The sequence below is a fragment of the Nonomuraea terrae genome, assembly GCF_044465245.1.
Classification (GTDB): domain Bacteria; phylum Actinomycetota; class Actinomycetes; order Streptosporangiales; family Streptosporangiaceae; genus Nonomuraea; species Nonomuraea terrae.
In genome coordinates this window covers 37,197-61,772 of sequence record NZ_JBITLL010000003.1, presented here as the reverse complement: position 1 = coordinate 61,772, position 24,576 = coordinate 37,197, and the positions used below count along the sequence as shown (strand labels likewise).

At 70.9% G+C, this 24,576-nt stretch carries 21 protein-coding genes and 1 pseudogene; 10 read left to right on the top strand and 12 right to left on the bottom strand.

The genetic code is table 11. From position 1 onward, the window contains the following. Positions 1-201 (bottom strand): hypothetical protein, encoded by a 201-nt coding sequence (locus ACIBP6_RS12715; RefSeq protein WP_397051635.1) that lies wholly within the window; start codon positions 199-201, stop codon positions 1-3. 203 nt (positions 202-404) lie between these two features. Here ACIBP6_RS12715 and ACIBP6_RS12710 point away from each other — a divergent pair, with 203 nt between their 5' ends. Next, positions 405-1,331, top strand: coding sequence for an MBL fold metallo-hydrolase (locus ACIBP6_RS12710; protein ID WP_397051634.1), 927 nt, complete (start codon positions 405-407; stop codon positions 1,329-1,331). 149 nt (positions 1,332-1,480) lie between these two features. Here the strand turns inward: ACIBP6_RS12710 and ACIBP6_RS12705 are convergent, their stop codons facing one another. Beyond that, positions 1,481-2,518 carry a S66 peptidase family protein gene (locus tag ACIBP6_RS12705; RefSeq protein ID WP_397051632.1) on the bottom strand — a complete coding sequence of 346 codons (1,038 nt, stop codon included), beginning with the start codon at positions 2,516-2,518 and terminating at the stop codon, positions 1,481-1,483. Between the two features lie 186 nt (positions 2,519-2,704). On the opposite strand from ACIBP6_RS12705, the gene ACIBP6_RS12700 reads away from it, so the two are divergent. Next, the gene (locus ACIBP6_RS12700) at positions 2,705-4,780 is read left to right on the top strand and encodes an OmpL47-type beta-barrel domain-containing protein (protein ID WP_397051630.1); all 2,076 of its coding nucleotides are present in this window, start codon (positions 2,705-2,707) and stop codon (positions 4,778-4,780) included. A 22-nt stretch (positions 4,781-4,802) separates the two neighbouring features. On the opposite strand, the gene ACIBP6_RS12695 is transcribed toward ACIBP6_RS12700, so the two are convergent. Then, a complete protein-coding gene (locus ACIBP6_RS12695; protein ID WP_397051628.1) occupies positions 4,803-5,990 on the bottom strand; it encodes a PucR family transcriptional regulator in 1,188 nt (395 codons plus the stop codon). A gap of 255 nt (positions 5,991-6,245) precedes the next feature. On the opposite strand from ACIBP6_RS12695, the gene ACIBP6_RS12690 reads away from it, so the two are divergent. Continuing rightward, on the top strand, positions 6,246-8,525 hold the full coding sequence (locus ACIBP6_RS12690) for a peptidase M6 (RefSeq protein WP_397051627.1): 2,280 nt from the start codon (positions 6,246-6,248) through the stop codon (positions 8,523-8,525). 153 nt (positions 8,526-8,678) lie between these two features. Here ACIBP6_RS12690 and ACIBP6_RS12685 read toward each other — a convergent pair whose 3' ends face one another. Then, positions 8,679-9,515 (bottom strand): maleylpyruvate isomerase family mycothiol-dependent enzyme, encoded by an 837-nt coding sequence (locus ACIBP6_RS12685; RefSeq protein WP_397051625.1) that lies wholly within the window; start codon positions 9,513-9,515, stop codon positions 8,679-8,681. 233 nt (positions 9,516-9,748) lie between these two features. Further along, complete coding sequence (locus tag ACIBP6_RS12680; RefSeq protein WP_397051623.1) at positions 9,749-10,537, bottom strand: thioesterase family protein; 789 nt, start codon at positions 10,535-10,537, stop codon at positions 9,749-9,751. Positions 10,538-10,657: 120 nt separating this feature from the next. Between ACIBP6_RS12680 and ACIBP6_RS12675 the strand changes: the two are divergent. From ACIBP6_RS12675 to ACIBP6_RS12665, 3 genes and pseudogenes are all read left to right on the top strand, one after another. Next, positions 10,658-10,831: pseudogene (locus tag ACIBP6_RS12675) on the top strand (LysR family transcriptional regulator); the annotation flags it as partial. An 85-nt stretch (positions 10,832-10,916) separates the two neighbouring features. After that, positions 10,917-11,243 carry a LysR substrate-binding domain-containing protein gene (locus ACIBP6_RS12670; RefSeq protein WP_397053378.1) on the top strand — a complete coding sequence of 109 codons (327 nt, stop codon included), beginning with the start codon at positions 10,917-10,919 and terminating at the stop codon, positions 11,241-11,243. 268 nt (positions 11,244-11,511) lie between these two features. Continuing rightward, a complete protein-coding gene (locus ACIBP6_RS12665; protein ID WP_397051621.1) occupies positions 11,512-12,954 on the top strand; it encodes an alpha/beta fold hydrolase in 1,443 nt (480 codons plus the stop codon). Positions 12,955-13,177: 223 nt separating this feature from the next. Here the strand turns inward: ACIBP6_RS12665 and ACIBP6_RS12660 are convergent, their stop codons facing one another. From ACIBP6_RS12660 to ACIBP6_RS12650, 3 genes are all read right to left on the bottom strand, one after another. Continuing rightward, positions 13,178-15,085: a Gfo/Idh/MocA family protein gene (locus ACIBP6_RS12660; RefSeq protein WP_397051619.1), complete on the bottom strand. Its 1,908-nt coding sequence runs from the start codon at positions 15,083-15,085 to the stop codon at positions 13,178-13,180. 238 nt (positions 15,086-15,323) lie between these two features. Further along, entirely contained in the window at positions 15,324-15,824 is a 501-nt protein-coding gene (locus ACIBP6_RS12655) for a GNAT family N-acetyltransferase (protein WP_397051617.1), read from the bottom strand. A 106-nt stretch (positions 15,825-15,930) separates the two neighbouring features. Continuing rightward, positions 15,931-16,971 carry an aldo/keto reductase gene (locus tag ACIBP6_RS12650; RefSeq protein ID WP_397051615.1) on the bottom strand — a complete coding sequence of 347 codons (1,041 nt, stop codon included), beginning with the start codon at positions 16,969-16,971 and terminating at the stop codon, positions 15,931-15,933. 156 nt (positions 16,972-17,127) lie between these two features. Here ACIBP6_RS12650 and ACIBP6_RS12645 point away from each other — a divergent pair, with 156 nt between their 5' ends. Then, positions 17,128-17,763 (top strand): TetR/AcrR family transcriptional regulator, encoded by a 636-nt coding sequence (locus ACIBP6_RS12645; RefSeq protein WP_397051613.1) that lies wholly within the window; start codon positions 17,128-17,130, stop codon positions 17,761-17,763. Positions 17,764-17,789: 26 nt separating this feature from the next. Here ACIBP6_RS12645 and ACIBP6_RS12640 read toward each other — a convergent pair whose 3' ends face one another. Together ACIBP6_RS12640 and ACIBP6_RS12635 are read right to left on the bottom strand one after the other, a co-directional pair. Further along, entirely contained in the window at positions 17,790-18,629 is an 840-nt protein-coding gene (locus ACIBP6_RS12640; protein WP_397051611.1) for an alpha/beta fold hydrolase, read from the bottom strand. 75 nt (positions 18,630-18,704) lie between these two features. Beyond that, entirely contained in the window at positions 18,705-19,079 is a 375-nt protein-coding gene (locus ACIBP6_RS12635; RefSeq protein WP_397051609.1) for an ROK family protein, read from the bottom strand. A 21-nt stretch (positions 19,080-19,100) separates the two neighbouring features. Here ACIBP6_RS12635 and ACIBP6_RS12630 point away from each other — a divergent pair, with 21 nt between their 5' ends. Together ACIBP6_RS12630 and ACIBP6_RS12625 are read left to right on the top strand one after the other, a co-directional pair. Further along, the gene (locus ACIBP6_RS12630) at positions 19,101-19,562 is read left to right on the top strand and encodes a hypothetical protein (protein ID WP_397051608.1); all 462 of its coding nucleotides are present in this window, start codon (positions 19,101-19,103) and stop codon (positions 19,560-19,562) included. Further along, positions 19,472-20,062, top strand: coding sequence for a substrate-binding domain-containing protein (locus tag ACIBP6_RS12625; protein WP_397053376.1), 591 nt, complete (start codon positions 19,472-19,474; stop codon positions 20,060-20,062). Before ACIBP6_RS12630 ends, ACIBP6_RS12625 begins: the two co-directional genes overlap by 91 nt. Positions 20,063-20,078: 16 nt before the next feature. Here ACIBP6_RS12625 and ACIBP6_RS12620 read toward each other — a convergent pair whose 3' ends face one another. Both ACIBP6_RS12620 and ACIBP6_RS12615 read right to left on the bottom strand, forming a co-directional pair. Next, positions 20,079-21,626 carry an AMP-binding protein gene (locus tag ACIBP6_RS12620; RefSeq protein WP_397051606.1) on the bottom strand — a complete coding sequence of 516 codons (1,548 nt, stop codon included), beginning with the start codon at positions 21,624-21,626 and terminating at the stop codon, positions 20,079-20,081. A gap of 44 nt (positions 21,627-21,670) precedes the next feature. Further along, positions 21,671-22,945: a cytochrome P450 gene (locus ACIBP6_RS12615; RefSeq protein ID WP_397051604.1), complete on the bottom strand. Its 1,275-nt coding sequence runs from the start codon at positions 22,943-22,945 to the stop codon at positions 21,671-21,673. Between the two features lie 201 nt (positions 22,946-23,146). Here ACIBP6_RS12615 and ACIBP6_RS12610 point away from each other — a divergent pair, with 201 nt between their 5' ends. Next, the gene (locus ACIBP6_RS12610) at positions 23,147-24,568 is read left to right on the top strand and encodes an aldehyde dehydrogenase family protein (RefSeq protein WP_397051602.1); all 1,422 of its coding nucleotides are present in this window, start codon (positions 23,147-23,149) and stop codon (positions 24,566-24,568) included. Positions 24,569-24,576 lie beyond the last annotated feature (8 nt).

The following is a 24,576-nucleotide window of genomic DNA, read 5'->3' as shown; positions in this document are numbered from 1 at the left end:
TCACCGGCTCATGATGGCGATCTCGTCCGGCAGTGCGTCCAGGAGGAGCAGGAAGCCGGCTGTCCCGACGATCCAGCTCAGTGTCGTGCGGCATCCGGAGGAGCGCTTGTCCTGCCACCGGTCGAACCGTGCGCGCATCCGGTCGGCCAGGGCGGCCCAGCCGACGAAGAGCAGGATGCCGGGGATCACCATGACGGTCACGTAGCACCCTCACGCCCGGCGAAGTGTGCGCCGACACCGCCGCGCGACCGCTGCGCTCACTGCTGTCCCAAGTGATCGTTCGACCAGGGGTGATATCGACTCCTCTATCGGTGCGCGGGTGATCTCGCTATTGGACGCCACGTGATCGGCTCTGCTCTGCTGGGCGGTGCCACAAGCCGTACCGGAAAGAAGGTGACCTCCGCATGCCCATCGAGCAGCCGAGCCCGTCCCGCCGCGCCGTGCTGGCCGGCGCCCTGTTCCTGCCCCTCGCGGGAGGGCGGGCGGAGGCGCGGGCCGCGAGCGCTCCCGACTACTACGAGCGGGCGGCCCGGCTGGCCGGCGAGGACCCGGTCCTGCGGAACCTCATCAGGGCGCTGTCTCCCGGGGCCGAGGTGCCGCAGGTGAAGGCGCCCAAGCCGCTGAGGACCTTCGACAACGTGGCGGTGGTCAGCACCTCCCTGGTGTCGGCCACCGCGATCGTCACCTCCCGGGGGGTGATCCTCATCGACGCGCTGAACTCGGCGGACGAAGCCGAGCAGATCCTCGTCCCCCAGCTGCGCTCGGTCGGGGTGAACCCCTCGGCGATCAAGTATGTGGTCGTCTCCCACGGGCACCGCGACCACTTCGGCGGCGCCGGGTACCTGGCCCGCCGGTTCGGCGCCCGGGTCATGATGCACAAGGCCGACCGGGCCCTCGCCGGCGGCGCTCTCACCCCGGACCTCGACATCGCCGACGGCCGGAGACTGACCCTCGGCGACACCACCGTGACCTTCCACCACACGCCCGGCCACACCCCGGGCACCGTCTCGATGATCTTCCCCGTGCGCTGGAAGGGACGGCCGCACACGGCGATGTTGTGGGGCGGGACGAACCCGCCGGCCGCGACCGAGGACAAGCGCACGTACGTGGCCTCCGTCCTCGCCTTCGCCGCCCACATGCGGCGGGCGCGCGTGGACGTCGAGCTGAACAACCACCTGATGTCGGACCACGGCCTGCAACGCCTGGAGGAACTGCGCCGCGGCGGCGCGTCGAACCCGTTCGTCGTCGGCGAGCCGCGCGCGCAGCGCTTCATGCAGGTCATGGAGGCCATGCTGCGCGGCCGGATCGTCACCGACGGCAAGGCCGGCTGACGCTGAGCCCGCGCCGGCTCATCGTGGCCGATGGACCGTGATGAGCCGGGTCGGCCAGAGCGCGCTCGTGCCAGGCCCGGCCGCGGCAGCGGGGAGCGTTCTCCCACTCGGCGAGGTCCTCAGGAGTGGTGGTGCGGGCCCGTAGTCGATCAGTACCGCACGGTGACGCGGCCGGCGGGCGCGTCGACGGTGATCTCGCCCCCGTACGGAACGACCAGCTGGGGATCGGTGTGACCGATGTCCACGTTGAGGACGAGCGGAATGTCCGGGTTGTATTCGGCGAACGCCCGGAGCACGGCCGCACGCTGCGCCTCGGCGTACGCGGCCTTCCGCTCCGGCGGGAGCGGTGAGTCCAGCGACCACGCCTTGGGCCGCCCCACGACGGCCGCGGCGAACCGGCCGAGCAGGCCGCGCTCGCCCATGCACATCAGCACGGTGTAGACGTAGCCCGCGTCGGGGAGCTCCTCGGTGGTCTCCAGGAACAGCACGCACCCGTCGTAGGCGGCGGGCTCGCGGATGTGGGTGCCGACGCGCAGGTTCCAGTCGACCAGCTCCAGACAGCCGCCCCAGGACGGGCCGGTCACCGCGCGGCTCGGGCCGTGCCACCGCCAGCCGTCGCCGGGGAACATGTCGGGCTCGTGCTCCAGCAGCGCGGGGTTCTTCCAGTCCTGGTCGACGTCGCCGTAGAAGTCCGCGGGGCGCAGCTCGTGGACGTCATGGGTGAACAACGCGGCCCGCACCGCCTGCTCGGCCTGCGGGTTCATCCGGCCGCCGCGGCCGAACACCGTCATGACGGTGCCGCCGTAGTAGGACACGATGCCCAGATTCCACAGGTAGTTGCAGAGGTTGGTGTTGTCGCTGATGCCGAAGAACGGCTTCGGATTCGCCCGGAGCACGTCGGGGTCGAGGTGACGCAGCACCTTGATCTGGTCGTCGCCGCCGATGGAGGTGAGCACGGCCCTGATCTCGGGGTCGGCGAAGGCGGCGTTGACGTCGGCGGCCCGCGCGGCCGGCGACGCCCCGAGCTCGCGGGTGGTCGGGTACTCGACCGGCACGAGCCCGAAGTCGTCCCGCAGGCGGGCCAGACCCAGCTCGTACGGCTCCGGGAAGATCGCGGGCGCCGCCGCGCCGGGGGACAGGACGGCGACCTTGTCGCCGGGCTCGGGCTTGGCCGGGTATGCGGGCATGCCGAGCAAGCTACCCGAGCGTCTCATCGGCCGGGAACACCTTTTCGACAACGGTAGGTCCCGGGCGTCGATTCTTCCGTCAGATGCGCCAGTGCGCGACGCGGCCCGCTCGGGATTAGATGCTGCCGACCCCTTTCCATCGGCACCGACCCCCCGCCAGCCCCCCTCGCATGGAACGGATACGTCATGCCGCAACGTCCGGCTCTTCTGGCCGCCCTCGCAACCTTAGCCGCCGGCGCTGTCGTGGCTCTGCCCGCGCACGCCGCGACCCCGCCCGCACTCCCGATCAAGGCCGTCCTGCCGGCCGGCGTCAACATCGCCGGGCCGGGATTCGTCCCCGTCACGCTGCTGAGCGCGGACGGCGTGGACGCCACCGCGGTCGACCCGGCCACCGTCCGGCTGGGCGACGGCGCGCCGGTGGCCCGCGACGACGGCGGATACCTCACCTCCACGGCCGACACCGACCACGACGGGCGGGCCGACCTCGTCGTGCACGCCGACAAGGAGGAGCTGGCCCGGGCCGGGCTCGGCCCCGGCACCGACGCGCTCACCGTGACCGGGTCCCTGGGTGACGGCCGGGGCTTCACGACCTCGGCCGCGGTCACGCCCGAGGTCGTCCTGGAGGTCAAGTTCACCGAAGCGCTCCGGGTCCGCGGCACGGGCCAGAGCCTGCGCAGCGCCCGCGGCGAGGACCTCGACCCCGTCCAGGCCGTCCTCGACCGCCACGGCGCCCGCTCCGTCACGCCGCTGCTGCCCGGCGCCGCGGTGGCGAAGCTGGACGACACGAGCGCCAGGGCCAGGACGCGCGGCGAGGCGGTGCCCGACATGGCCTCCTGGTACACCGTGGTGCTGCCCGCCGACGTGGACGTGGAGCAGGCGGTCGCCGACCTGCGCGCGCTCCCCGAGGTGGCCTTCGCCTACCCGGCCCCCGACCTCGCCCCGCCGCCGTCGTCGGTAGCGGCGTCGGTATCGGCGTCGGCGACTCCCGACTTCAGCGAGCAGCAGGGCTACCTGCGGCCCGCGCCGCAGGGCATCGACGCCGACTTCTCCCACCAGGACCCGCGCGCCCGCGGCGCCGGCATCAAGATCGTCGACCTGGAGTACGACTGGAACGTCTCCCACGAGGACCTGCGGCTCGACGCGTCCAGCGACCTCGGCGGCTCGGTGTTCCCGCGCTACACGGGCTTCGCCGACGAGCACGGCACGGCGGTCTTCGGCGAGCTGGTCGGCCAGGACAACGGCTACGGCGTGACCGGCAGCGTGCCCGAGGCCACGATGTACGGCATCTCGCCCACGCAGGCGCTGCCCTCCGGCGGCACCCGGTGGAGCCCGGGGGCGGCGCTGGCGTACCTGGCCGGGCTCGGCGCGCTCGCGCCCGGCGACGCGGTGCTGCTGGAGCAGCAGACGTCGGGCCCGCTCGGCGGCAGCAACTACGCCCCGCTGGAGTGGATCCCGTCGGTCTTCGACGCGATCAAGCTGCTCGACGGGCTCGGCGTCACCGTGGTGGAGACCGGCGGCAACGGCAACCAGAACGTCGACTCCGACCTGTACCTGCAGAACGGCATCAAGTGGTTCGACCGCAGCGTCCAGGACTCCGGCGCGATCATGGTCGGCGCCGGCAGCAGCACCGCACGTGAGCGGCTGAACTTCTCCAACTACGGCTCCAGGTTCGACCTGCAGGGCTGGGGACACAACATCGTCACCTCCGGCGGCAACGGCAACCTGCAGGGCGGCACCGACCCGGCCAACGTGAACGCCCGCTACACCAGGACGTTCGGCGGCACCTCGGGCGCCGGGCCGATCGTCACCGGCGCGGTCGTGGCCGTCCAGTCGTACCTGAAGGCCACCGGGCAGGAGCCGTGGACGGCGGCGGAGATCGCCGACCTGCTCAAGCGCACCGGCACCCCGCAGGGCTCGGCGTCCGCGGGCGAGCACATCGGCCCGCTGCCCGATGTGCGGGCGGCGCTGAAGGCGATCGAGGTCGACCCGCCCACGACCGAGGCGGCGCTGACCCAGCGGCCGCCCCGCCAGGGTGAGACGTACGTCAACCCGTTCGTGACGCTCACGGCGGACGACGGCTGGGGCTCCGGCGTGACCCGGACCCAGTACCGGCTGGACGGCGGGAAGTGGAGGACCTACGGCGAGCCGTTCCGGGTGCTGCGCAAGGGCACGCACACGCTCGACTTCCGCTCCGTGGACGCCAACGGCAACCAGGAGCAGACGCGGACGCTGACGTTCGAGAACAGGGTCACGGAGCCCTGATCCGTCCGTGGCAGGGCCGGTGTCACGCCGGCCCTGCCAGCCGGGCCAGTTTCAGCGCCATGTGCAGCGACAGCCGTTCGCTGCCGTTCCTCAGGTCGGTGCCGGCGAGCTGCTCGACCCGCTGCAGCCGGTAGTACACCGAGGCGCGGTGCAGGTTCATCCGTACGGCGGTGGCGTGCGCGTTGCCCGCCAGGTCGAGGTACGTCTCCAGGGTCTCCAGCAGCGGCCGGTTCGACGGGTCCGCGATCAGCTTCTCCAGGCCGGGATGGATGCCGGCGTTGCTCAGCACCTCGCCGGACAGCTGCGACAGCAGGCGGTAGATGCCGAGCTGCGACCAGCTGGCCACCGGCCCGACCGCGGGCAGCCGCACGGCGACCTGGGCGGCCAGTGCCGCCTCGTCGTAGGACAGGCGCACCTCCGGCAGCTCGGCGCGCGGCCGGCCCACGCCCACCACCGCGCCGGCCACGCAGTGCAGGCCCCGGATGGTCGTCTGCAGGGCGTCGTTGAGGTGCTCGGCGACGGCCAGGGCGGCGCCGTCGCGGTCGTGGACCAGCAGCACGCCGTGGTCGTAGCGCACCAGGTGCACGGCCTCCTTGGGGCCGCAGCGGCGGCGGCTGGCGATGAGGGCCTGCTCCAGGGCGATGCGGGCCAGGTCGTCGAGCCGTACGTGGGGGCGCAGGATCAGCCGCGCGACCACCGCGGCCGTCGGGACGTCGCCGCCGGCGAGCAGGCCGCCCTCCAGCAGCGTCATCGCGCCGTGCCGGCGGGCGTCGCGCTCGTCGGCGAGCAGCAGCCGGATCGCCTCCGTCTCCCGCTGCGAGGCCAGCTCGCCGGCGAGGTTCTCGCGGTACAGGGCCAGCGCCAGGTCGTCGGTGGTGGTGGAGACCGCGGCGATCTCGTCGGCGGTCATCGACTGGTCGGCGTCGATGACCCAGACGTAGCCGAGCAGCATGTCGCCGTGGCGGATCGGCACGCAGATCCTGGGCAGCATCTGCAGCTCGTCGCAGGCCGGGGTGCGGATCGCGCCCTTGGCCTGCGTGATGCCGACCTTCCTGAAGAACGCGATGACCTCGGGTGTGGTCTGGCGGCGCAGGATCGACATCCGGCGCACCTCGTCCATCGGCTCGAGTTGCTCGCTGTAGGCGACGACCCGCTGGCGGTGGTCCTCGATCAGCGCGGGACGGCCGACGCGGCTCGCCAGCGAGTCCACGATCGTTTGCAGCTCCGACAGCATCGCACCGCTTTCGACGGACGTAGGAAGGTTCTCCGGGTATGTGCCGGATCATGCGTTCCGTCAAACAGTTGGAGCGTGGAATCTCGACATACGTCGGGACGGCCGGCGGCGCGGTTTCGGCATCTGCACAGTGACGCGGGCGTCGGCGGACCGTAGGGTTCGGCGTCGGCAGGTTCGTTGAGGAAGGTGTTGTTTGTGCTCTTAAACCGCGGCCGCCGTCCATCCCGACGAATGTCGAGCAAGACCCTGGCGGTGCTCGGCACTCTCGTACTCGTCCTATCGCTGAACATGACGCAGGCCAGCCAGGCCACCACCGCCGCTGCGTGGAGCCCGCCCGCGATGCAGCCGATCGACCCGCAGCGGGTGCAGGACCAGGAGGACATGACCTGGGCCGACTACAAGCCGATCCCCGGGGTCAGCTGGGCCACCGACGGCGCGGTCCCCACCGACCGGGCGCTGCGGGTGGCGCTGGTCGCGGTCGACTTCCCCGACCAGCCGTTCGTGATCACCAAGCCGAAGCAGTCCGACCCGTTCGGCAACCCGCAGATCGACCCGGTCAGCCGGGACGACGTCCCGCAGTTCTACGCCGACTTCTTCAACAAGCCGAGCCCGGTGAACAACTTCCAGACCATCAACGGGTACTGGATGGAGCAGAGCGGCGGCAAGATCGGCGTCTCCTCGATCACGTCGTTCGGGCCGTACCGGATGCCGAAGAACTCCTCGCAGTACGGACTCAACGACATCGGCCAGCCGAACCAGGAGGGTTGCCCCGGCACCACCACGGTCACCGGCGCCCAGAACGGCGTGACCACCCTCGCGGTGGCCTCGACGAAGTTCTTCAAGGTCGGCGACCTCATCACGATCGCGGGGGTCTCGCCCGCCGGGCAGCGGGTCGTCACCGGCATCCCCGACGGCACGCACCTCGTCCTCGACGGCGCGGTGACGGTCGCCGACAAGGCCGCCATCAACAACTGCGCCGGCACCCGCCTGGAGACCGACGCCGACCGGCTCTGGCACGAGGACGCCGACTGCACCCGTAACTGCGGCTTCGACGTGGTGCTGCGCATCTACGGCGGCTACGACGAGACCTCGGTGTGGCAGGAGTTCGGGGAGATGAAGTTCAACTCGCCGGACGACGTGCCGCGCGAGATCTGGGGCAACCCGAACCCGGAGCAGCCCAACGCCGTGCGCAGCCGGTACGTGCCCTGGACGTCCTGGCTGGCGGGCTCGCAGCTGTGGGGCCAGTCGACGGTCCGGCAGGGAGAGAGCTCGGGCACGATCACGCACGAGCTGGCCCACTTCTTCTTCAGCATCGGCGACAACAACAACAACCCGTACATCCAGCCCTACCACCGGGCGGGTTCCGGCACGTGGGACATGATGGACCGCGGCTCGTTCAACGGTCCGGGCGGCCCGCACAACCGCTGGCAGGTGCCCGCGCAGCAGGGCGCCTCGATGGGCGCCGAGCTGACGCTGCGCAGCAAGATCGGGATGGGCTTCGTCCCGTACTCCTCGGTGCTGCGGCTCAACCGCGACGGGCTGGCGAAGTCGGGCCTGGCCGTCGTGGACGTGGTCGCCCGGGCGGTGAACGCGGGCGAGCTGCCCAAGGGCACCCGGGCGGGCGTCCAGGTGCTGCTGGACGGCGCCGCGCCGGTCGACCGTTCGCCGGCGTGTGACGTCGGCACCGACCCGCTGTGCGACGGCGGCGGCCCCGCAGGCGAGTGGAAGAACTACACGCTGGAGACGGTGCAGCGGATCGGGTACGGCTCGTTCCAGCCGGACAACGGCGTGCTGATCGCCAAGAACAAGACCTTCGAGCCGGGCGAGGACGGCGAGGAGGGCTCCACCTGCGGTTACAACTGCTTCACGTGGGTGGTGGACGCGCATCCCGAGGACATCGACATGGTCGACTACGTGCGGCCCGACGGCACCAAGGTGATGCGCACGATCGGCGACTACCGGCAGCTCAACGACGCGCTGTTCCACGCCGGCACGAACTCGGGCTCCAAGAACGAGTACGTCGACGCCGCCAACGGCCTGCGCTTCTACATCCTCGACAACTACGAGGACGACAAGGGCCTGCTGCACTACGTCATCGGCGTGCAGAACCCGGAGGGCGCCGGGCCGCAGCAGCGCGGTGTGGCGCTGACGAAGGGCAAGCCCGTGGGCGGGGCCCCGGCGCACGCGACCAACTGCTCGTTCCGGCTGACCAACACCGGCAAGGACGCGGCGACCGATCCGGCGCTGCACCCGCAGGACGAGCGGGCGCACCTGAAGAACGACGTCTACCGGCTGTCGGCCTCGGCCGCGGGGGAGGGCTGGCAGGCTCAGCTGCCGAACGACCTCGCCACGGCGGCGTTCGGGGAGTCGGTGGAGGTGCCGGTGTTCGTGACCCGCACGCCGGACAGCGCCCACGCGGGGACGGTCACGCTGACCGCGGCCTCGGTGAGCGACCCGGCCAAGACGGCCACGGCCACCTGCAAGGTGAAGACGAAGGACACCGGCCGCTGACCTGGTGATCCCGCACGCCGGCCCTGACCCCCATCGGCGGGTCAGGGCCGGCGTCGTCTTCTGGATCTACAATGTAAAGGCGCCCTCTGCGGGCTACCCGTCCACGACATCACCGAAGGACGGGCTCCGCCCGTCGCCTGCGGACCCGCGCCGCTACTTCATGATGGCCGTCAGCCGGGAGAGGTGCTCGACCGCGGGGTTCGAGACGCCGACGACCTCGGCGAGGCGCGGCCCGCGTCCGGCGACGCTCTCCAGGACCGCTTCGAAGGGACCGCTGAGGTGCGGGGATGAGGTGGCTCCGGCGGTGACCCGCACATCGCCCGGGGGGCCGGAAATTTCGTACATGTCGTCTGGGCTGCCGGCGAGACGGACGGTCACCTGGGGCACCTCACCGGACCTCGCGGCGGCACTGGCGGAGACCAGCAGGCCGTAGAGGGCGACGAGTCGCTGGATCGCGGCGCTCTGCGGCCGGCCGGCCCGCAGGGTCGCGGACATGTCGCGCTCGTGCATCCACGCGTCCCAGAGGATGTGGAGGGAGAGCACGGACCAGTGCCATCGTCCGCCGAGGGGGCTGGTCACCGTGGCGGAGGCGCCGGCGTCGATGAGACGGCCCAGGCTGTCGTGTTCGGCCTCGGTGAGCGTGACCAGCGCGTCGATCGTCTGTTCCGGTGACCGGCCGGCGGAGTCGCGCAGCCATTCCCCGGGGGTCGAGGTCGGGTCGAACTCGCGGAAGCCGCCGAAGCGGCTGTGCACCAGCCGGCCGGTGAGGCAGGCGACGTGGAACTCGGCGACGTCGACGAGGTGACGGGCGACTTCGTGGACGGTCCACTCGGCGCATCGGGTGGGGGCCGTCCAGTCGGCGGGGGAGAGCTCGGCGAGCCGGCCGGCGAGTCTGGTGCGGTGTGTGTACAGGGCTTCGCGTACCGCTTCGGGGTCTCGGCTCAGGCCGGATCTCTCCGTCAGCGTCAGTCGGCTCGGTTCGGCGCTCACGAGTTCACCCCTCGGGAGTTCTTGTGGTCGTGGTCGGTGGTGAAGGGCGGGTGTGCCCTGCGTGTGGGAACAGCGTGCCCTTCGCCGGGGCTCTTCGGAACCGTGGAGAGGGGGCCTGATGGGCCCCTTCTGGTGTAACCGCGGTGGGGTGGGTAGTGCATCCGCGAGGATGCGCAACGATCACTGATGACAGGGGAAGCCCTCGGCCGGGATGAGGCCGGGGGCTTCTCTGTTCATGCCGGCGTGCGGATGGCGGCGAGTTGGGTGGCTTGGGCGACGAGGCGGTCTTCGCTGTCCCAGAGGTACGTGGTTTCGTCCATGCGGGCGTTGGTGATGTCCGAGGCGTGCATGCTGAAGCGGAGTGGGCCGGGTGCGGGGATGCGGCGGATGTAGGCGCTGAACTGGATGGTGAGTGTGCGGCCGGGCAGGCCGAGGTCGTAGGTGACGGACGGGACGAGGTCGAGGGCGACGAGGAGTGAGAGCGGGTCCCAGTCGGTGCCGTCGGCGAGGCGTTGCCAGCCTGCGATGAATCCGCGGTGTGACGGCGTGTCGGACAGGGGGTCGAGGCGTTGCTCGATGACTTCCATGAGTGGCACGGGGGTGGTTCCGCCGGGTTCTCGTGGTGGGGTGCGTGGGCATCGGTGTTCGGCGTGCAGGTGGACGGGTTCGAGGCCTGACCAGGTGGGGCCGTCGTGGGTCAGGTGCTCGAGGGCGATGAGCGCTTCGACGTGGAGGGTGTCGTTCTGGGTGAGGCGGGCCCGGGTCTGGGTGGTGCCGTGGCCGGTTCGCAGGTGGTCGATGTGGATGTCGGCGGGGCCTGGCGTGGGTGCGGTGAGGAAGGCCGCGGTGACGGTGGCGGGGTGTGGGTGGTGGGGGCCCGCGCTGTGGCAGGCGGCGCGGGTCATGGTGGCGAGCAGGTAGCCGCCGTGGGGTTTGCCGGCGACGGTCCATTGTGGGTCCAGAGCGGTTTCGTAGGCGTGGCCGCGGAGGGTGACGGCGGTGGCTTCGTGAAATGTCCCCATACATGTTCCCCCGTTGGTGCTCGCGGGCCGGGTGCTGGTGTCGTCCCGCGTTCTCCATGGTGGCTTGGGGTGGCCGTGTCAGGAGATGAAGAGATTAGTTGGCGCTTATCGCGATGGGTGATGGAGCTTCGTCACCTGGCGGCTTTTGTGGCGGTCGCCGAGGAGGGTGGGTTAACCCGGGCGGGGGAGCGGCTGTATGTGGTGCAGTCGGCGGTGTCGGCCGCTGTGCGGAGCCTGGAGCGGGAGCTGGGTGTGGCGTTGTTCGAGCGGACGACGCATGTGGTGATGCTGACCGAGACGGGGCGGGTGTTGCTGCCGGTGGCGCGGCGGGCGCTGGTGGCCGCCGAGTCGATACGCGGGGTCGTCGATGAGTTGAAAGGTGGGTCGCGCGGGACGGTGCGGCTGGGTGCGTTGCAGTCGCAGCGTCCGGCGTGGGCGAGTGTGCCGCGGTTGCTGGCCGGGTTCTTGGGAGGAGTATCCGGAGGTGACGGTGGAGTTGCGGTGCGGGGCGAGTGCGTTGCACGCGCGGGAGGGGCGGCTGGATCTGGCGTTCGTGTCCCTTCCGGAGGCGGTGGCGCCGGGGTTGGGGCTGGTGCCGATCGGGGGGCAGACGATGCGGTTGGCGTGTCCTGCGGGGCATCGGCTGGCGGGGCGTGGGCGGGTGGATCTGCGCGAGTTGCGGGGGGGAGAGAGAGACGTTCGCTGATTGTCCTGCGGATTGGGGCAGCAGGATCGCGGTGGATCGTGAGTTGAGCCGGTCGGCTTCGGCTCTGTTCGAGGCGATCCGGGGGCGTGCCTCGGGTCGTTGACGGCTGCCGCCGCCGAGGAGCTGACCCGCGTCGAATCCGGGACCCCGCGCACCCTGCGCCGACCCCGGTCCTTCCGGAGGGGGAGGAGCGGGGTCCCAGATCGCCGCCGCGGCAACGGTTCCGAGGGAGGAGGAAACCGGGCGGCCGCGCGAGCACGCTGGAGCCATGAGGATGAGCAGATGGCTGGTCGCGGCGATGGTGCCGGTGTTGCTGGCGTCGACGGCGTCGGCCGTCCGGGGCGAGGAGCGGCTGAGCTGGCGCGCGTGCGAGGGGCAGGGCGTTCCCGCCGGGATGGAGTGCGCGGCGGTGGAGGTGCCCGTGGACTGGGCCGAGCCTGACGGGCGGAAGATCCCGCTGGAGCTGGCACGGCTGCCCGCCACGGAGCCGGACCGCCGGATCGGCAGCGTGCTGGGCGTTCCGGGCGGGCCGGGCAGGAAGGGGATCGAGGACCTGAAACACGCCGCGGGCGATCTCACCGAACTGCGCGGACGGTTCGACCTGGTCGCCTACAACCCGCGTAACACCGTCTGGCAGGATCGGCTGCCCCCGTCGTGCCTGCGGCCCGGGACGTCGCCGGACGAGCCCCGCAGCCGCAGGCAGTACGAGGCGCTGGCCGCGAAGATGACCAGGGCGTTCGAGGCGTGCCGGGCCGAGGACGGCACCGGGTTGTTCGCGCACCTGGATTCGCTGTCGGTGGCCAGGGACATGGACGCGGTCCGCCGGGCGCTGGGCGAGGAGCGGCTGAGCTTCATGGCCAACTCCTACGGAGGGGTACCCGCGGCCGCGTACGCCCGGCTGTTCCCGCACCGCATCCGGGCCCTGTACGTCGACGGGGTGGTCAACCAGACCGTCGGCTGGCCGCGGCAGAGGTCGCTGGCCCTGTCGCGCGCCGAGCAGGTGTTCGGCAGGTTCACGGCGTGGTGCTCGGCGACCCCGGCCTGTGCCCTGCACGGTGAGGACGCCGGAGCGGTCTGGCGCGAGCTCACCCGGGAAGCCGACCGCCGGCCGATCCCGGTCACCTCACCGGAGTTCGGGAAGGGCGAGCTGACCGGATCGCGGCTGAAGACCTTCGGTTTCGCCGGATTCGGGGACCCGGGGCCGGGGAACACCCGCTGGCTCGCCTTCGCCGACGCGGTAAACCGGGCCCGGCAGGGGGACGGGTCCGGTTTCGCCGATGTGGTGCTCGGCAATGTGCGTGTCTGGGCCATGCCGGGGGCGCTCGCGATGACGTGCGCGGACGAGCGCGGGTACACCGGCTACGCGGAGCTCACGCAGGCCCGTCGCGAGGCCGGGAAGATCTCGGCGAACCTGGCGAGTGTGTCGTTCGACGCGCTGGGCTGCGCGGGCTGGCCGCTGAAGGTGGCCAACCCGTCACGGCCGCTGCCTGTTCGTGGGCTGCCGCCGGTGTTGGGGGTCGGCAGCACGTGGGGGGATCAGGCGCTCACGGAAAGCTTCACCAGGATGATCCCGGGTTCGGTCACGGTCGGCTATGACGGGCCTGGGCACGTCATGTATCTGTCGGGCAAGCAGTGTCCGATCAGGCACGCCACCCGATACCTGATCGAGCTGAAGCTCCCCGGGCCGGGCACCGTCTGCCCCGCCGAATGAGCGGCTCACTCGTTTCCCGGCTCCTCATCAAGGGGTGCCAGTAAGAATTTCGGGCGGTTGCCGAGAGGTCGCACCCCACAACTGCGGGACACGCAACGGCGAGAGCCACAGCGCTGCCCCACTGCCGGGAGCACTGCTCTACTGGGAACGTGGTGCTTCCCGCAGCCGATCCCACCCCGAGTGGGCGGTTCGCCGTAGCCTCGGGAGTTCCGGGTGATCGCGGTCACTGGCCGTCCAGGGCCGGTCGGCCGCCTTCCTGGCCGCTGCGGGCGCCCGGTGCGGGGTCGGCGTCCCCGTTCGCTTCGCTGCTGCCCGGCTCGATGATCCCGCTGGCGCGGCGGCCGGCGGTCGAACCGGCCCTGAGCTGCGGGTCCTCCGGTTGCGGGCGGTCGAAGGTGGGGCGGGCCTCCTTCCAGTGGCCGCGGGTGAAGTCGGGCACCTTGACCGGGCGCAGGCGGCCGGACCTCAGCGACTCGTGGCTGAGCGGAACCACCGAGCACCACGCAGCCGAGTCGTAGACGTCGATGTCGGGCGTCATACCGAGCCGCATCAACTGGACGAGGCGGAAGATGGAGACGAAGTCGCCGCCGCCGTGCCCGCCGTATTGGTCGGCCAGCCCTTCCAGCAACGGCCATAACCAGTGGTCGTGCTGCTGGCGGATGGCGGTGTAGGCGCTGCCGGTCCGCCACGTGTGGTCGTTGTGGCCGAGCGATTCGAGGTAGACCCGGGCGTTGTCGAGCTCGATCGACCCCCGCGTGCCGGTGAGCGTGGTCTCCCTGGTGTACGGGTGGGGGGAGTTCACGTCGTGCTCGACCCGGATGAACCGGCCGCCGGCGGTGGTGACGAAGCAGGTGTGCCGGTCGCCCGAGATGTACGGCCTGTCCTGCCAGGACGAGTGGTCCGGGGCCACCCGCGGGTCCTCCTCGCGGAACAGGGCCAGCGCTTTGGGTACGGAGGCCACGGCGACCAGCTCGTCGAAGCGGTCCCCGCGGTTGATGCCCATGGCGGCCGAGACGGGCCCCAGGCCGTGCATCGGGTAGTGCAGGGCGTTCATCCGGGTCTGCCAGCGCCGCCGCCAGTGCTCGGGGTGGTAGGCGCCGCCGAACAGGTACGGCCAGCGCAGATCGTGGATGTAGCCGCCGGAGCCGTGCTGCAGGTCGCCGAAGAGCCCCGCCTGGACCATGTTGAACATCTGCAGCTCGGGACGGAAGTAGTTGACGTTCTCCAGGAGCATGCAGTGCTTGCGGGTCCGCTCGGACGTGCGCACCAGGCTCCAGATCTCGTCCAGATGCGGGGAGATCGGCAGCTCGACGGCGACGTGCTTGCCGTGCTCCATGGCCGCCATGGCCTGCGGGTAGTGCCATTCCCACGGGGTGGCGATGTAGATCAGGTCGATGTCGTCGCGCTGGACGAGCTTGAGGAAGTCCTGCTCGCCCGCGGAGTAGCCGACCGGCTCGACGTCCTGGAAGCCCTGCTGCATGATGCGGGCGATGGTGCGGCTGACCCGTTCCGGACGGATGTCGCACACGGCGGTGACGGTGGAGACGGCGCCCCAGCGCACGTCCTGGCTCCCGCCCCGGTTGCCGAGGCCGATGAGCCCGACCCGGACGTTCTCGAAACCCTCGAACGGCACGTTCACCATGCTGCGCTCGCCCTGGGCGCGCGGCGGTTCCCAGGCGGTCGAGGCGTCGGCGGTGCCGACGCCGGCGACACCCGTGGCGGCGCCGAGCGAGATGCCGGACCTCAGCAGGTCGCGGCGTGAGGGGACGTAGCGGTGCGAAGGGGCCACAGCGATCACTCCTGCTCGTGGACGGTGATGGTGCATGGCGCTTTCCCCCCGGTAATGGGCAGTATCGATCATCCGCTGCCGGGGGGCAAGAGAGGCGCCGCGGCTCCACCTGCTCCCCGTCGAACAGCCGCGTGCCGCCGCCCAGCAGCAGGGGCGCGATGTGCAGCCAGATCTCGTCGAGCAGGCGCGGGCGACGTTCGCGTCCATGTCCAGGACGTGCTCGTCGCCCGCGGTCTGCCTGGCGCGACGGATGGCGGCCTCCAGGCCGTCGAAGGCGAACGTCCCGCCGTTGTCGCTGAGCAGGTCCTCCCTGGGGTGGTGGGTGGCCACGAAGCCGGGCACGCCGGGCTACGGGATGCCGCCCCACGGGCGCAGGCCGAGGTCGTACCCATCGGCTCTTCCGGGCGGTAGAACTTCAGCAAGATCGCAAAGGTGAGGCGGGTGGCGCCGCGCTTGCCGGCGAGGAGGTCGCGCTCTTCGTCCAGGATCGTCCAGTGCTCGACCGACTCGTCGATATGCGTCGGGGTTGCCGCCCAGCATTGACCGGGCGAGTCACAACAAGATCAACGCCGTTTGGGGCTCATGACACGTTTCTTACCGGCTCGTCATCGAGGGTGCGCGTCAGGCGGATCGCCTCCTCCCGGTAGCCCAGAGCCGCGTAGAAGTGGCGGGCGGTCGTGTTGGCGGCGCCCGTCTCCAGTGTCAGGTGGCGCACGCCCTGCCGGCGGGCCCAGGTCTCGGCCGCGGCCATCAGCTGCCGGCCGACCCCGCCGCGTGCCGCGTGCGGGGCGACCGCCAGTTCGCCGACGTAGGCGTCGACCGTTCCGGTGAAGTGCTTCTGGGTGTTGACGGAGACCACGCCGACGACGCCGTCGTCGGTCTCGGCGACGAACACGGCGCCGCGCTGTTCCCGCGCCGAGGCGAGGGATCCGGCGAGCCACTGCCTGGCCGCCTCCACGACCGCCTCAGGGTCCCGCCATTCCGCCACGCCTTCGGTCAGCCGGTGGGCGAGTGCCATGACGGCGTGGCGGTCCTCTTCACGAATGGGCCGGATCCGCACGAACTGCTGCTCGACGCTCATGGCACTCAGCATGCCAACTCGACGTACGAGGAAAAAGCCCCTGAGGGCGGGTGCGGGTTCGCCGAGCATCCGGTAGGGAGGGGAGCCGAGATGCTCGACGTCCTGGTCAGGCCTGGTTGCCGGCCGGGGTCCGGGTCGGAGCGAACCACCCCTGGATCCAGTTGGGGTAGGCGAGCGGCGACCGGCTGACCTCGTCGAGTTCGGCGAGGTCCTGCTCGGTGAGGGTCAGGTCGACGGCGGCGATGTTGTCGGTGAGCTGTTCCAGCTTGCGGGCGCCGACGATGACGCTGGTGACGGCGCGCTGGGCGAGCAGCCAGGCGATGGCGACCCGTGCGGGGCTCACGTCGTGCCGCGCGGCGACGGCCCGCAGCACGTCGAGCACCTGGAAGCCCTTCTCCTCGTCGAAAGGCACGAAGTCGAAGCCGTTCAGGGCTCGGCGGGAGTCCGGTTCGGTGGTGGCTCCGCCGCGGTCGAACTTGCCCGTGAGGAAGCCGCCGGCGAGCGGTTGCCACACCGTCAGGCTCAGCCCCGCGTCCTCGGCCATGGGCACCAGGTCACGCTCGGCGTCACGAGACAGCAGCGAGTAGTACGCCTGATTGGCGACGAACTTCGCCTGGTCGTGCAGCGCGGAGACGCCCAACGCCTTGCTGATCTGCCAGGCGGAAAGGTTGGAGGAGCCGATGTAGCGGACCTTGCCCTGCCGCACCGCGTCGTCGAGCGCGCTCAGCGTCTCCTCGATCGGCGTCAGGTGGTCGTGGTTGTGGATCTGGTAGAGGTCGATGTAGTCGGTGTTCAGCCGGCGCAGGCTGTCCTCCAGGGCCCGCATCACGTGCAGGCGGGAAAGCCCCTGGTCGTTGGGCCCGGGCCCGACCGGAGCGATCAGCTTGGTGGCGAGCACCACGTCCCGGCGGCGCTGCCCGATCGCGCGGCCGAGAAGTTCCTCGCTCTCGCCGTCGGCGTAGACGTCGGCGGTGTCGATGAAGTTGATCCCGGCGTCGAGTGCCGTGCCGACGAGGCGATCCACTTCCTCCTGCCCGAGTGCGCCATGAGTGCGGTACACCGGGTGTTCCTTGCCGCCGAACGTCATCGTGCCCAGGGAGATCTCCGAGACCCAGACTCCTGTACGTCCCAGCAGACGATATTTCACCAGCTATTCCTTCCAACAGATCCGTCCGGTCCGCCGGCAGGCGACCGGGCAACTTTTCGATCGCCACGTCTGGACATCGTGTCCGGAAATTACGCTACACGATGTCCAGACGCGCTGTAGTGTGAGGGACGTTGCCGAGACGCCTAGGATCCGGACATGCCTTCGATCACTCGACGACGCACCGCGAATGTCGGCCGGCCCACCTCGGCCGAGGCGGAGATCCTGGCCGCGACCCAGCGTCTCCTGATCGACGGTGCGAATTTCACCGAGCTCGGCGTGCAGCAGATCTCCACCGAGGCCGGCGTCGCCCGCTCGACCTTCTACAACCACTTCCGCGACAAGGTCGACCTGCTCATGCGCCTGGCCACCGAGCTCATGAGCTCCTCCTTCGACGTCACCTCGGCCTGGCATCCGTCGGAGGGCGTCGAAGCTCTCGCGGAGGTCTTCTCGCAGGTGGTGCGGGTCTATCGCCAACACGCCGCCGTGCGGCGGGCGCTCGCCGAGGTCGCCGCCTACGACGCGACGGTGCGTGACTTCTGGGGCAGAGAACTCACCCAGTTCACGGACTGGACGCTCACGCTGCTCCGCGCCGAGCAGGACGCGGGCCGCACCCCCGCCGACCTCGACCTGGAGAGCGCCGCCCGGGTGATCGTCATGGGTGGCGAACGGGCTCTCGTCGACCACGTCACCGCCGGCGACCCCGGTCGTGACGCCGCGTTCGCCCGCGAGCTGGCGCTGACCTGGTGGCACGGCGTCTATCGGCGACCGGCGGACGACGGTGGCCCGGGTTAGGCCGGCCCGTTCGCCTCGCCAGGAGATCAGCCGAAGAACTCGATGAGCGCGTTCGCGACGTCGTCGGGTCGTTCCTCGGACAGGTAGTGGCCGGCGCCGGCCAGCTGCACGAACCGGATGTCGTCGGCCCGGTCCGAGAGCGCGAGCGGCAGCGCCTCGTAGTAGAGACCTCCCAGCGCCAGCACCGGCACGGAGAGCTTGCCGTAGGTCTGCATGTCGGCGATGTCCTGCGCGAACGCCTGGTACCAGCCGTTGGCCGCCCGGATCGCGCCCGGCTGATCGTAGGCGGCGGCGTAGACGGCCCGGCTCTGCTCGCTGATCGCGTCCGGGTCCTTGGCCATGTTCTGCACGCACCAGTCGATGAGCAGCCGGGACCGGCCCTCCAGCAGCCGTTCGGGCAGGTCGCGGACCTGGTTGAAGGCGAACCACCACAGGTGCGGCTGGTCCGGCCGGGGCAGCACGCCGAAGGAGTAGAAGAACGTGTCCGGGTGCGGCACGTCGAGCAGGGCGACCTTGGTGGTGAGCTCGGGGTGGTTGGCGGCGAAGCTGAAGGCCACCATCGCCCCGATGTCCATGCCGGCCACGTCGACGCGGTCGTGGCCGAGATGGCGGACCAGCTCCGCCACGTCGCGGGCCATGGTCTTTTTGTCGTATCCGCCCTCGGGTTTGGCGGAGTCGCCCATGCCGCGCAGGTCGACGGCGATCACCCGGCGCCGCCGCGCCAGGACGGGCATGATCTTGTGAAACTCCCACCAGGTCATCGGCCATCCCGGCAGGAGCAGGAGTGGTTCTCCCGCGCCGCCGGCGACGTAGTGCAGCCTGGTCCCGTTGACGTCGGCGTAGCCGTCGCGAAACCCGTCGAGCATCGTTCCCCCAGAATATTTGAATGTCCGCTCTCAAACGCCGATCGCAGAGTAGCAAGAGTGTGAGCGCGCATTCACCTACGGGGGGAGGTCAAACGTTTCCGCGGGCACAGCCCGAAGCGGCGATGACGGACGTGGCCATCCCGTCCAGGGTGAGCTTGAGCATCGGCGCGATGGTTCCGCCGAAGTCGGCTCGTGCGTGCGCCGCCTCCGCATGCCGCGGATCCCCGCCCTGGTGTGACCGGCGAGCGTCTCCCGTCCCCGTCCGGCTCCGTGCCGCCACTCCCCGAGCGCGGCGGCGTTCACGTCGGTGTCCAGGGCGACGGGGACGTTCAGCGCGGTGCGCAGCGGGGAGACGACGTCGGTGCAGGCCCAGCCGGGTTTCGGCGTGGCCAGGATGTGGCCGTACGTCGGTGAGCCCGTTCGCAGATCGACAGGGCCGAAGCTGCCCATGCCGAGCGCGGTGAGCGTCCGGTGGTCCTGGAAGAACCGCTCCTGAGAGCCGCCGACGAGTTGCAGTACCGGCCCAACATCGTCTCCGTGGGCATGCGTACGGGCACCTCCCGGACGATCGGCTTCGTCTCCGACACCGTCGCGACCTCACGACTGGCCGGTGACATGATCAACAGAGCGCTCGAGGCCGCCCGCGACCGCGGCTTCATGCTGTTCATCGGTGAGACCGAAGGCGACGCCGCACTCGAACGCCTCCTGCTTCAGGCCATGCATGACCGCCAGGTGGACGGGCTCATCCTGGCCTCGATGTTCACCAGGACCATCAAGGTGCCCAAAGGCGTCACGGCCGCGCCCGCCGTGCTGCTCAACGCGCTGCCCAAGCAGCCTTCCCCCTGCCCGCGGTCCTGCCCGACGAGGTCGAGGCCGGCCGCTGCGCGGCCCGCGTGCTGCTGGACGCCGGCCACCGCGACGGCATCTACTTGATCGGCGCCGGTCCCGGCCTGCGCGACGTGCCCTCGGAGAGCGTCGCGGCGGTGGAGCGGCTCGTCGGGATCAGACAGGCGCTCGGCGAGGCGGGAGTCAAGGTGGCGGGCGCTCGTACCTGCCCCGACTGGCAGCCGGAGTACGGCCTCGCGGCGACGCGGGACCTCCTGCGAACCGCCAAGCCGCGTGCGCTGATCTGCTTCAACGACCGGATCGCGATGGGCGCCTACCAGGCGCTCGACGACTTCGGGCTCAAGGTGCCCGCGGATGTCTCCGTCGTCTCCTTCGACGACCATCCCATCGCCTCGTGGATGCGGCCGAAGCTGACCACCGTGGCGTTGCCCCACTACGAGCTGGGCCGCGGGGCTGTGGACGTGCTGTTCACCGAGATGGACCGCGATCGCTCGGACACCGACGGGGTGGGCGAGGTGCATCGGGTCGCGATGCCCGTTCGCGGCCGTGCGTCCGTCGCACCGTCCTGCGCCGTGGAGCCCGGCTGAACGTGGCGGTGGCGGGTCAGATCCGGCGGGAGACGCCCTGCCAGTACGGCTCGCGCAGCAGGCGCTTGTACAGCTTGCCGGTCGGGGTGCGCGGCAGCTCCGGCACGAAGTCGATCGAGCGGGGCACCTTGTAGCCGGCCAGCAGGCCGCGGCAGAAGGTCATCAGCTCGGCGGGCAGGCCGTCGGTGGCCCGCACGCCGTCCACCAGTTCGACGGCGGCTTTGACCTGTTCGCCGAACTCGTCGTCCGGGATGCCGAAGACCGCGACGTCCCGGACGGCCGGATGCGTGATCAGCACGTTCTCGATCTCGGCCGGGTAGATGTTCACGCCACCGCTGATGATCATGTCGATGGTGCGGTCGCAGAGGAACAGGTAGCCGTCTTCGTCGAAGTAGCCGATGTCGCCCGTGGTGAACAGGCCGGCCCGGTGGATGGAGGCGGTCTTGTCCGGGTCGCCCCAGTACTCGACGTCGTCGCCGTTGGCGTAGCGGAACCAGATCTGGCCCTGCTGCCCGGGTTTGACCGGGTCGCCGTCGGAATCGAGGATGTGGATCTCCGTGGCGGGCTGCGGGCGTCCGACGCTGCCGGGCTTGGCCAGCCACTCTTGTGAGTCGATGATCGTGTTGACGCCCGCTTCCGTGGAGCCGTAGTACTCGTTGACGACCGGGCCGATCCACTCGATGATCTGGCGCTTGACCTCGGGCGAGCAGGGGGCGGCGCCGTGCCAGATCGCGACGAGGCTCTCGCCGGAGAAGGACCGCCGGGTGGCGGCGTCCAGGCGCAGCAGGCGGACGAACTGGGTGGGCACGAGGTGCACGTTGGTGATCGCGTGCCGGTCGATCAGGCGCAACGTCTCGGCGGGGTCGAACGAGCGGCGCATGACGACGGAGCTGCCGCCGAGCAGCGCCAGGAAGGAGAACATCCACTGGGCGGAGTGGTAGACGGGGCCGGCCAGCAGCGTGCGGGCCTCTCCGGGCAGGGAGAACGTCGTCGCGAAGTGGCCGGAGGCCAGGCTGAGGGCCTCGACGGGGGTTCCTGCCGTGGGCCGTTTGCGGCTGACGCCCTTCGGCCGGCCGGTGGTGCCGGAGGTGTAGAACATCGGGCCGCCCATCACCTGCTCCTCCGGCTCGCCGTCCGGGGCGGCGGCGAGGAACCCCTCGTAGGAGGTGAAGCCCGGCATGCCGGTGCCGAAGGAGATCAGCGTGGGCAGGTCGAGCCCGTCCACGGCCGGGCCCGCCTGCGCGGCGAAGGCCGGGTCGGAGAACAGGGCCCGCACGCCGGCGTCCCTGAGGACGTAGCGGAGCTCGTCGGCGGTCCAGTGCCAGTTGACCAGGACGTAGCGCAGGCCGATGTGGCTGGCGGCGGCCATGACCTCGAAGTACTCGCGGCGGTTGGCGGAGTGGACGGCGATGGTGTCGCCGGCGCCGAGCCCGGCGTCGAGCAGCGCGCGGGCCAGGCGGTCGACGCGCTCGTTCAGCTCGCGCCAGGTGGTGACGCCGTCCTCGTCGGTCAGTGCGGGTGCCTCGGGCCGGGTCTCGGCGAACGGGCGCAGCAGTCGGGCCATCCCTGGTCTCCGCTCTCGGGTCGCTGTGGGGGTGTCGTTCGTGGTCAGCCGATGCGCAGGGGCAGGGTGCGGGGGCCGCGGACCTGGCCGGGCGCCCAGGTGACCGCGCCGGGGTCGGCGAGGGTGAAGGAGGGGATGCGCTCCATCCACACCTCCAGGGCCACCCGCAGCTCCATGCGGGCCAGGTGGGAGCCGACGCAGCGGTGGATGCCCAGGCCGAAGGCGGCGTGCCGGTTGACCTCGCGGTCGATGACCACCTCGCCGGCGCGGTCGAACTGCGCGGGGTCGCGGTTGGCCGCGGGGAACGGCAGCAGCACCCAGTCGTCGGCCTTCATGTCCACGCCGTTCCAGTGCATGTCCTGTTTGACCAGCCGGGCCATGGTGACCGGCGCGTAGGCGCGCAGGAACTCCTCCATCGCGGTCGGCAGCAGCTCCGGCTCGGCGGCCAGGCGTTCGCGGTCGGCGGGGGTCTTGGCCAGGTGCCACAGGGAGGCGCCGATGGCGCTCCACGTCGTGTCGATGCCCGCGATGAGCAGCAGGTTGATCGTGCCGAGCACGTGGCCGGGCTCGAGCCTGCGCCCGTGGAGCTCGGCGTCGAGCAGGTGGGACGTCAGGTCGTCGCGCGGGTGGGCGATGTGGTCGTGGATCTGCTCCAGCAGGTACTCCGACAGCCTGGTGATGCGCTGCAGGCGTACCTCGGCCGGGGCGTTGATGTCCTCCAGGGTGTTCTCGACGAACGCGCCGAACTTCTCGCTGTCCTCCTGCGGGAAGCCGAGCAGGTCGGCGATGACCCGCATCGGGATCTGCTTGGCGTACTCGCGGGCCGCGTCCACGACGTCGCGCCCGTCGAAGGCGTCGATGAGGGCGTGGCAGTACGCCCTGGTGCCGGGCTCCTGCCGGGCGACGGCGTTCTTGGTGAAGGCGGGCAGCAGCAGCTTGCGGGCGTCGTGGTGGAACGGCGGGTCGGAGGAGATCGGCGGCGCGCCGCCGACCGGGGCCAGGTCGGCGGGCGGCCGGATGTTGCTGACGATGATCGCGCGGGAGGTGAAGTGCTCGGTGTCGTAGGCGATGGCGGCGACGTCGTCGTAGCGGGTGGGCAGCCACGCGCCGCCGAACCGGTCGGTGTGGGCGATCGGGCAGCGCTGCCGCAGCTCGTCCTGGATCGGGTACGGGTCCGCGGCCCACTCGGGGTCGACGTGGGAGAAGTCGGTCGTCCAGTCGGAGACGGGATCGGTGACGATCTCGCTCTGGTGGCCGCTGAGGAACCGTTGCCTGCGGGTGCGCTGGAGGTCGTCGCCGAAGCGGTCGTCCACGGTCATGGTGCGGCTCCTTGAGGGCGATCACCGCTGCGCGCCCGGTTGACCGGCATCGCGGGCGGGACACCCGTGATGCGTTTCCTGCAGGTATCGAAAATCCATTTATTTGTTCTGTCAAGGGTGAGCGGACGGGTCTTCCCAGCTCGCGGACACCGTGATCTAATCCTTCTAGAATGAGAATCTAGAATCTTCCGAGGTGAGGGCATGCCGCACCGGATCTATGTCGACGGCGAGTGGGTGCAGGCGAGCGGCGGCGAGGTCATCCCCGTGGTCAATCCCACCACCGAGGACGTCATCGCCGAGGTTCCGCGCTGCGACGCCAAGGACGTCGCGCGGGCCGTGGAGGCGGCGGCGGCCGCGCTGCCCGCCTGGTCCGCGCGCCCGGCCGCCGAACGGGCCGCGCTCTGCGCCGCCGTCGCCGCCGCGCTGGACAAGCGCGCCGAGCAGCTCACGGACACCATCGTCGACGAGCTGGGCATGCCCCTGCGGCTGACGCGGCTCATCCAGGTGGGCGCGCCCATCAGGACGTTCGCCTCGATGCCGGAGGTCGCCTCGAGCGTCGAGTTCGAGGAGCGGCTGGGCGGCGCGGTGGTCCACCGGGACCCGATCGGCGTCGTCGGCGCCATCACCCCGTGGAACTATCCGCTGCACCAGATCGCGGCCAAGGTCGCTCCCGCCCTGACCGCCGGCTGCACGGTGGTGCTCAAGCCGAGCGAGGTCACCCCGCTCAACGCGTTCGCGCTGGCCGAGGTGATGCACGAGGTGGGGTTCCCGCCGGGCGTGTTCAACCTGGTGTGCGGCGTCGGGCCGGAGGCGGGCGAGGCGCTGGCGGCGCATCCGCTGGTCGACATGGTGTCGTTCACCGGCTCCACCCGCGCCGGGCGGCGGGTCGCCGAGCTGGCCGCCGCGACGGTGAAGCGCACCGCGCTGGAGCTGGGCGGCAAGTCGCCGAACGTGCTGCTCGACGACCTGGACGACACGGCCTTCGAGGACGCCGTGCGCAAGGGCGTGGCGGCGTGCTACCTGAACTCCGGCCAGACCTGCTCGGCGCTGACCAGGCTGCTCATCCCGCGCGGGCGGCTGGCGCGGGCCGAGCGGATCGCGGCCGAGGAGGCCGAGACGTACACGCCGGGCGACCCGCGCGACGCGGCCACCCGGCTGGGGCCGCTGGTCTCGGCCGTGCAGCGCGAACGCGTCCGCGAGCACCTGCGCGCCGCCGCCGCGGACGGCGCCACCACCCTCACCGGCGGCCCCGGCGCGCCGGACGGGCTGGAGCGCGGCTTCTACGTACGGCCCACCGTGCTGAGCGGCGTCGCCCCCGAGTCGCGGATCGCCCAGGAGGAGATCTTCGGGCCGGTCCTGGTCATCCTGCCGTACGCCGACGAGGACGAGGCGGTCCGCATCGCCAACGGCACCGCCTACGGGCTGGCCGCCGGCGTGCGCGGCGCCGACGCCGAGCGCGCCCACCGGGTGGCGCGGCGCATCAGGGCCGGGCAGATCCGCGTCAACGACGGCGCGCACAACGGCCTGGCCCCGTTCGGCGGGTTCAAACAGTCCGGGTACGGCCGCGAGTACGGCCGGTTCGGCCTGGAGGAGTTCCTCACCACCACGACCGTCCAGCTCTAGGCCCGGGA

Bases quoted from the DNA above. Each gene is read 5' to 3' on its own strand.
- ACIBP6_RS12710 (WP_397051634.1), top strand. From the start codon at position 405: ATGCCCATCGAGCAGCCGAGCCCGTCCCGCCGCGCCGTGCTGGCCGGC.
- ACIBP6_RS12705 (WP_397051632.1), bottom strand. From the start codon at position 2,518: ATGCCCGCATACCCGGCCAAGCCCGAGCCCGGCGACAAGGTCGCCGTC.
- ACIBP6_RS12700 (WP_397051630.1), top strand. From the start codon at position 2,705: ATGCCGCAACGTCCGGCTCTTCTGGCCGCCCTCGCAACCTTAGCCGCC.
- ACIBP6_RS12690 (WP_397051627.1), top strand. From the start codon at position 6,246: ATGTCGAGCAAGACCCTGGCGGTGCTCGGCACTCTCGTACTCGTCCTA.
- ACIBP6_RS12680 (WP_397051623.1), bottom strand. From the start codon at position 10,537: ATGGGGACATTTCACGAAGCCACCGCCGTCACCCTCCGCGGCCACGCC.
- ACIBP6_RS12665 (WP_397051621.1), top strand. From the start codon at position 11,512: ATGAGGATGAGCAGATGGCTGGTCGCGGCGATGGTGCCGGTGTTGCTG.
- ACIBP6_RS12655 (WP_397051617.1), bottom strand. From the start codon at position 15,824: ATGAGCGTCGAGCAGCAGTTCGTGCGGATCCGGCCCATTCGTGAAGAG.
- ACIBP6_RS12645 (WP_397051613.1), top strand. From the start codon at position 17,128: ATGCCTTCGATCACTCGACGACGCACCGCGAATGTCGGCCGGCCCACC.
- ACIBP6_RS12640 (WP_397051611.1), bottom strand. From the start codon at position 18,629: ATGCTCGACGGGTTTCGCGACGGCTACGCCGACGTCAACGGGACCAGG.
- ACIBP6_RS12635 (WP_397051609.1), bottom strand. From the start codon at position 19,079: ATGGGCAGCTTCGGCCCTGTCGATCTGCGAACGGGCTCACCGACGTAC.
- ACIBP6_RS12620 (WP_397051606.1), bottom strand. From the start codon at position 21,626: ATGGCCCGACTGCTGCGCCCGTTCGCCGAGACCCGGCCCGAGGCACCC.
- ACIBP6_RS12615 (WP_397051604.1), bottom strand. From the start codon at position 22,945: ATGACCGTGGACGACCGCTTCGGCGACGACCTCCAGCGCACCCGCAGG.
- ACIBP6_RS12610 (WP_397051602.1), top strand. From the start codon at position 23,147: ATGCCGCACCGGATCTATGTCGACGGCGAGTGGGTGCAGGCGAGCGGC.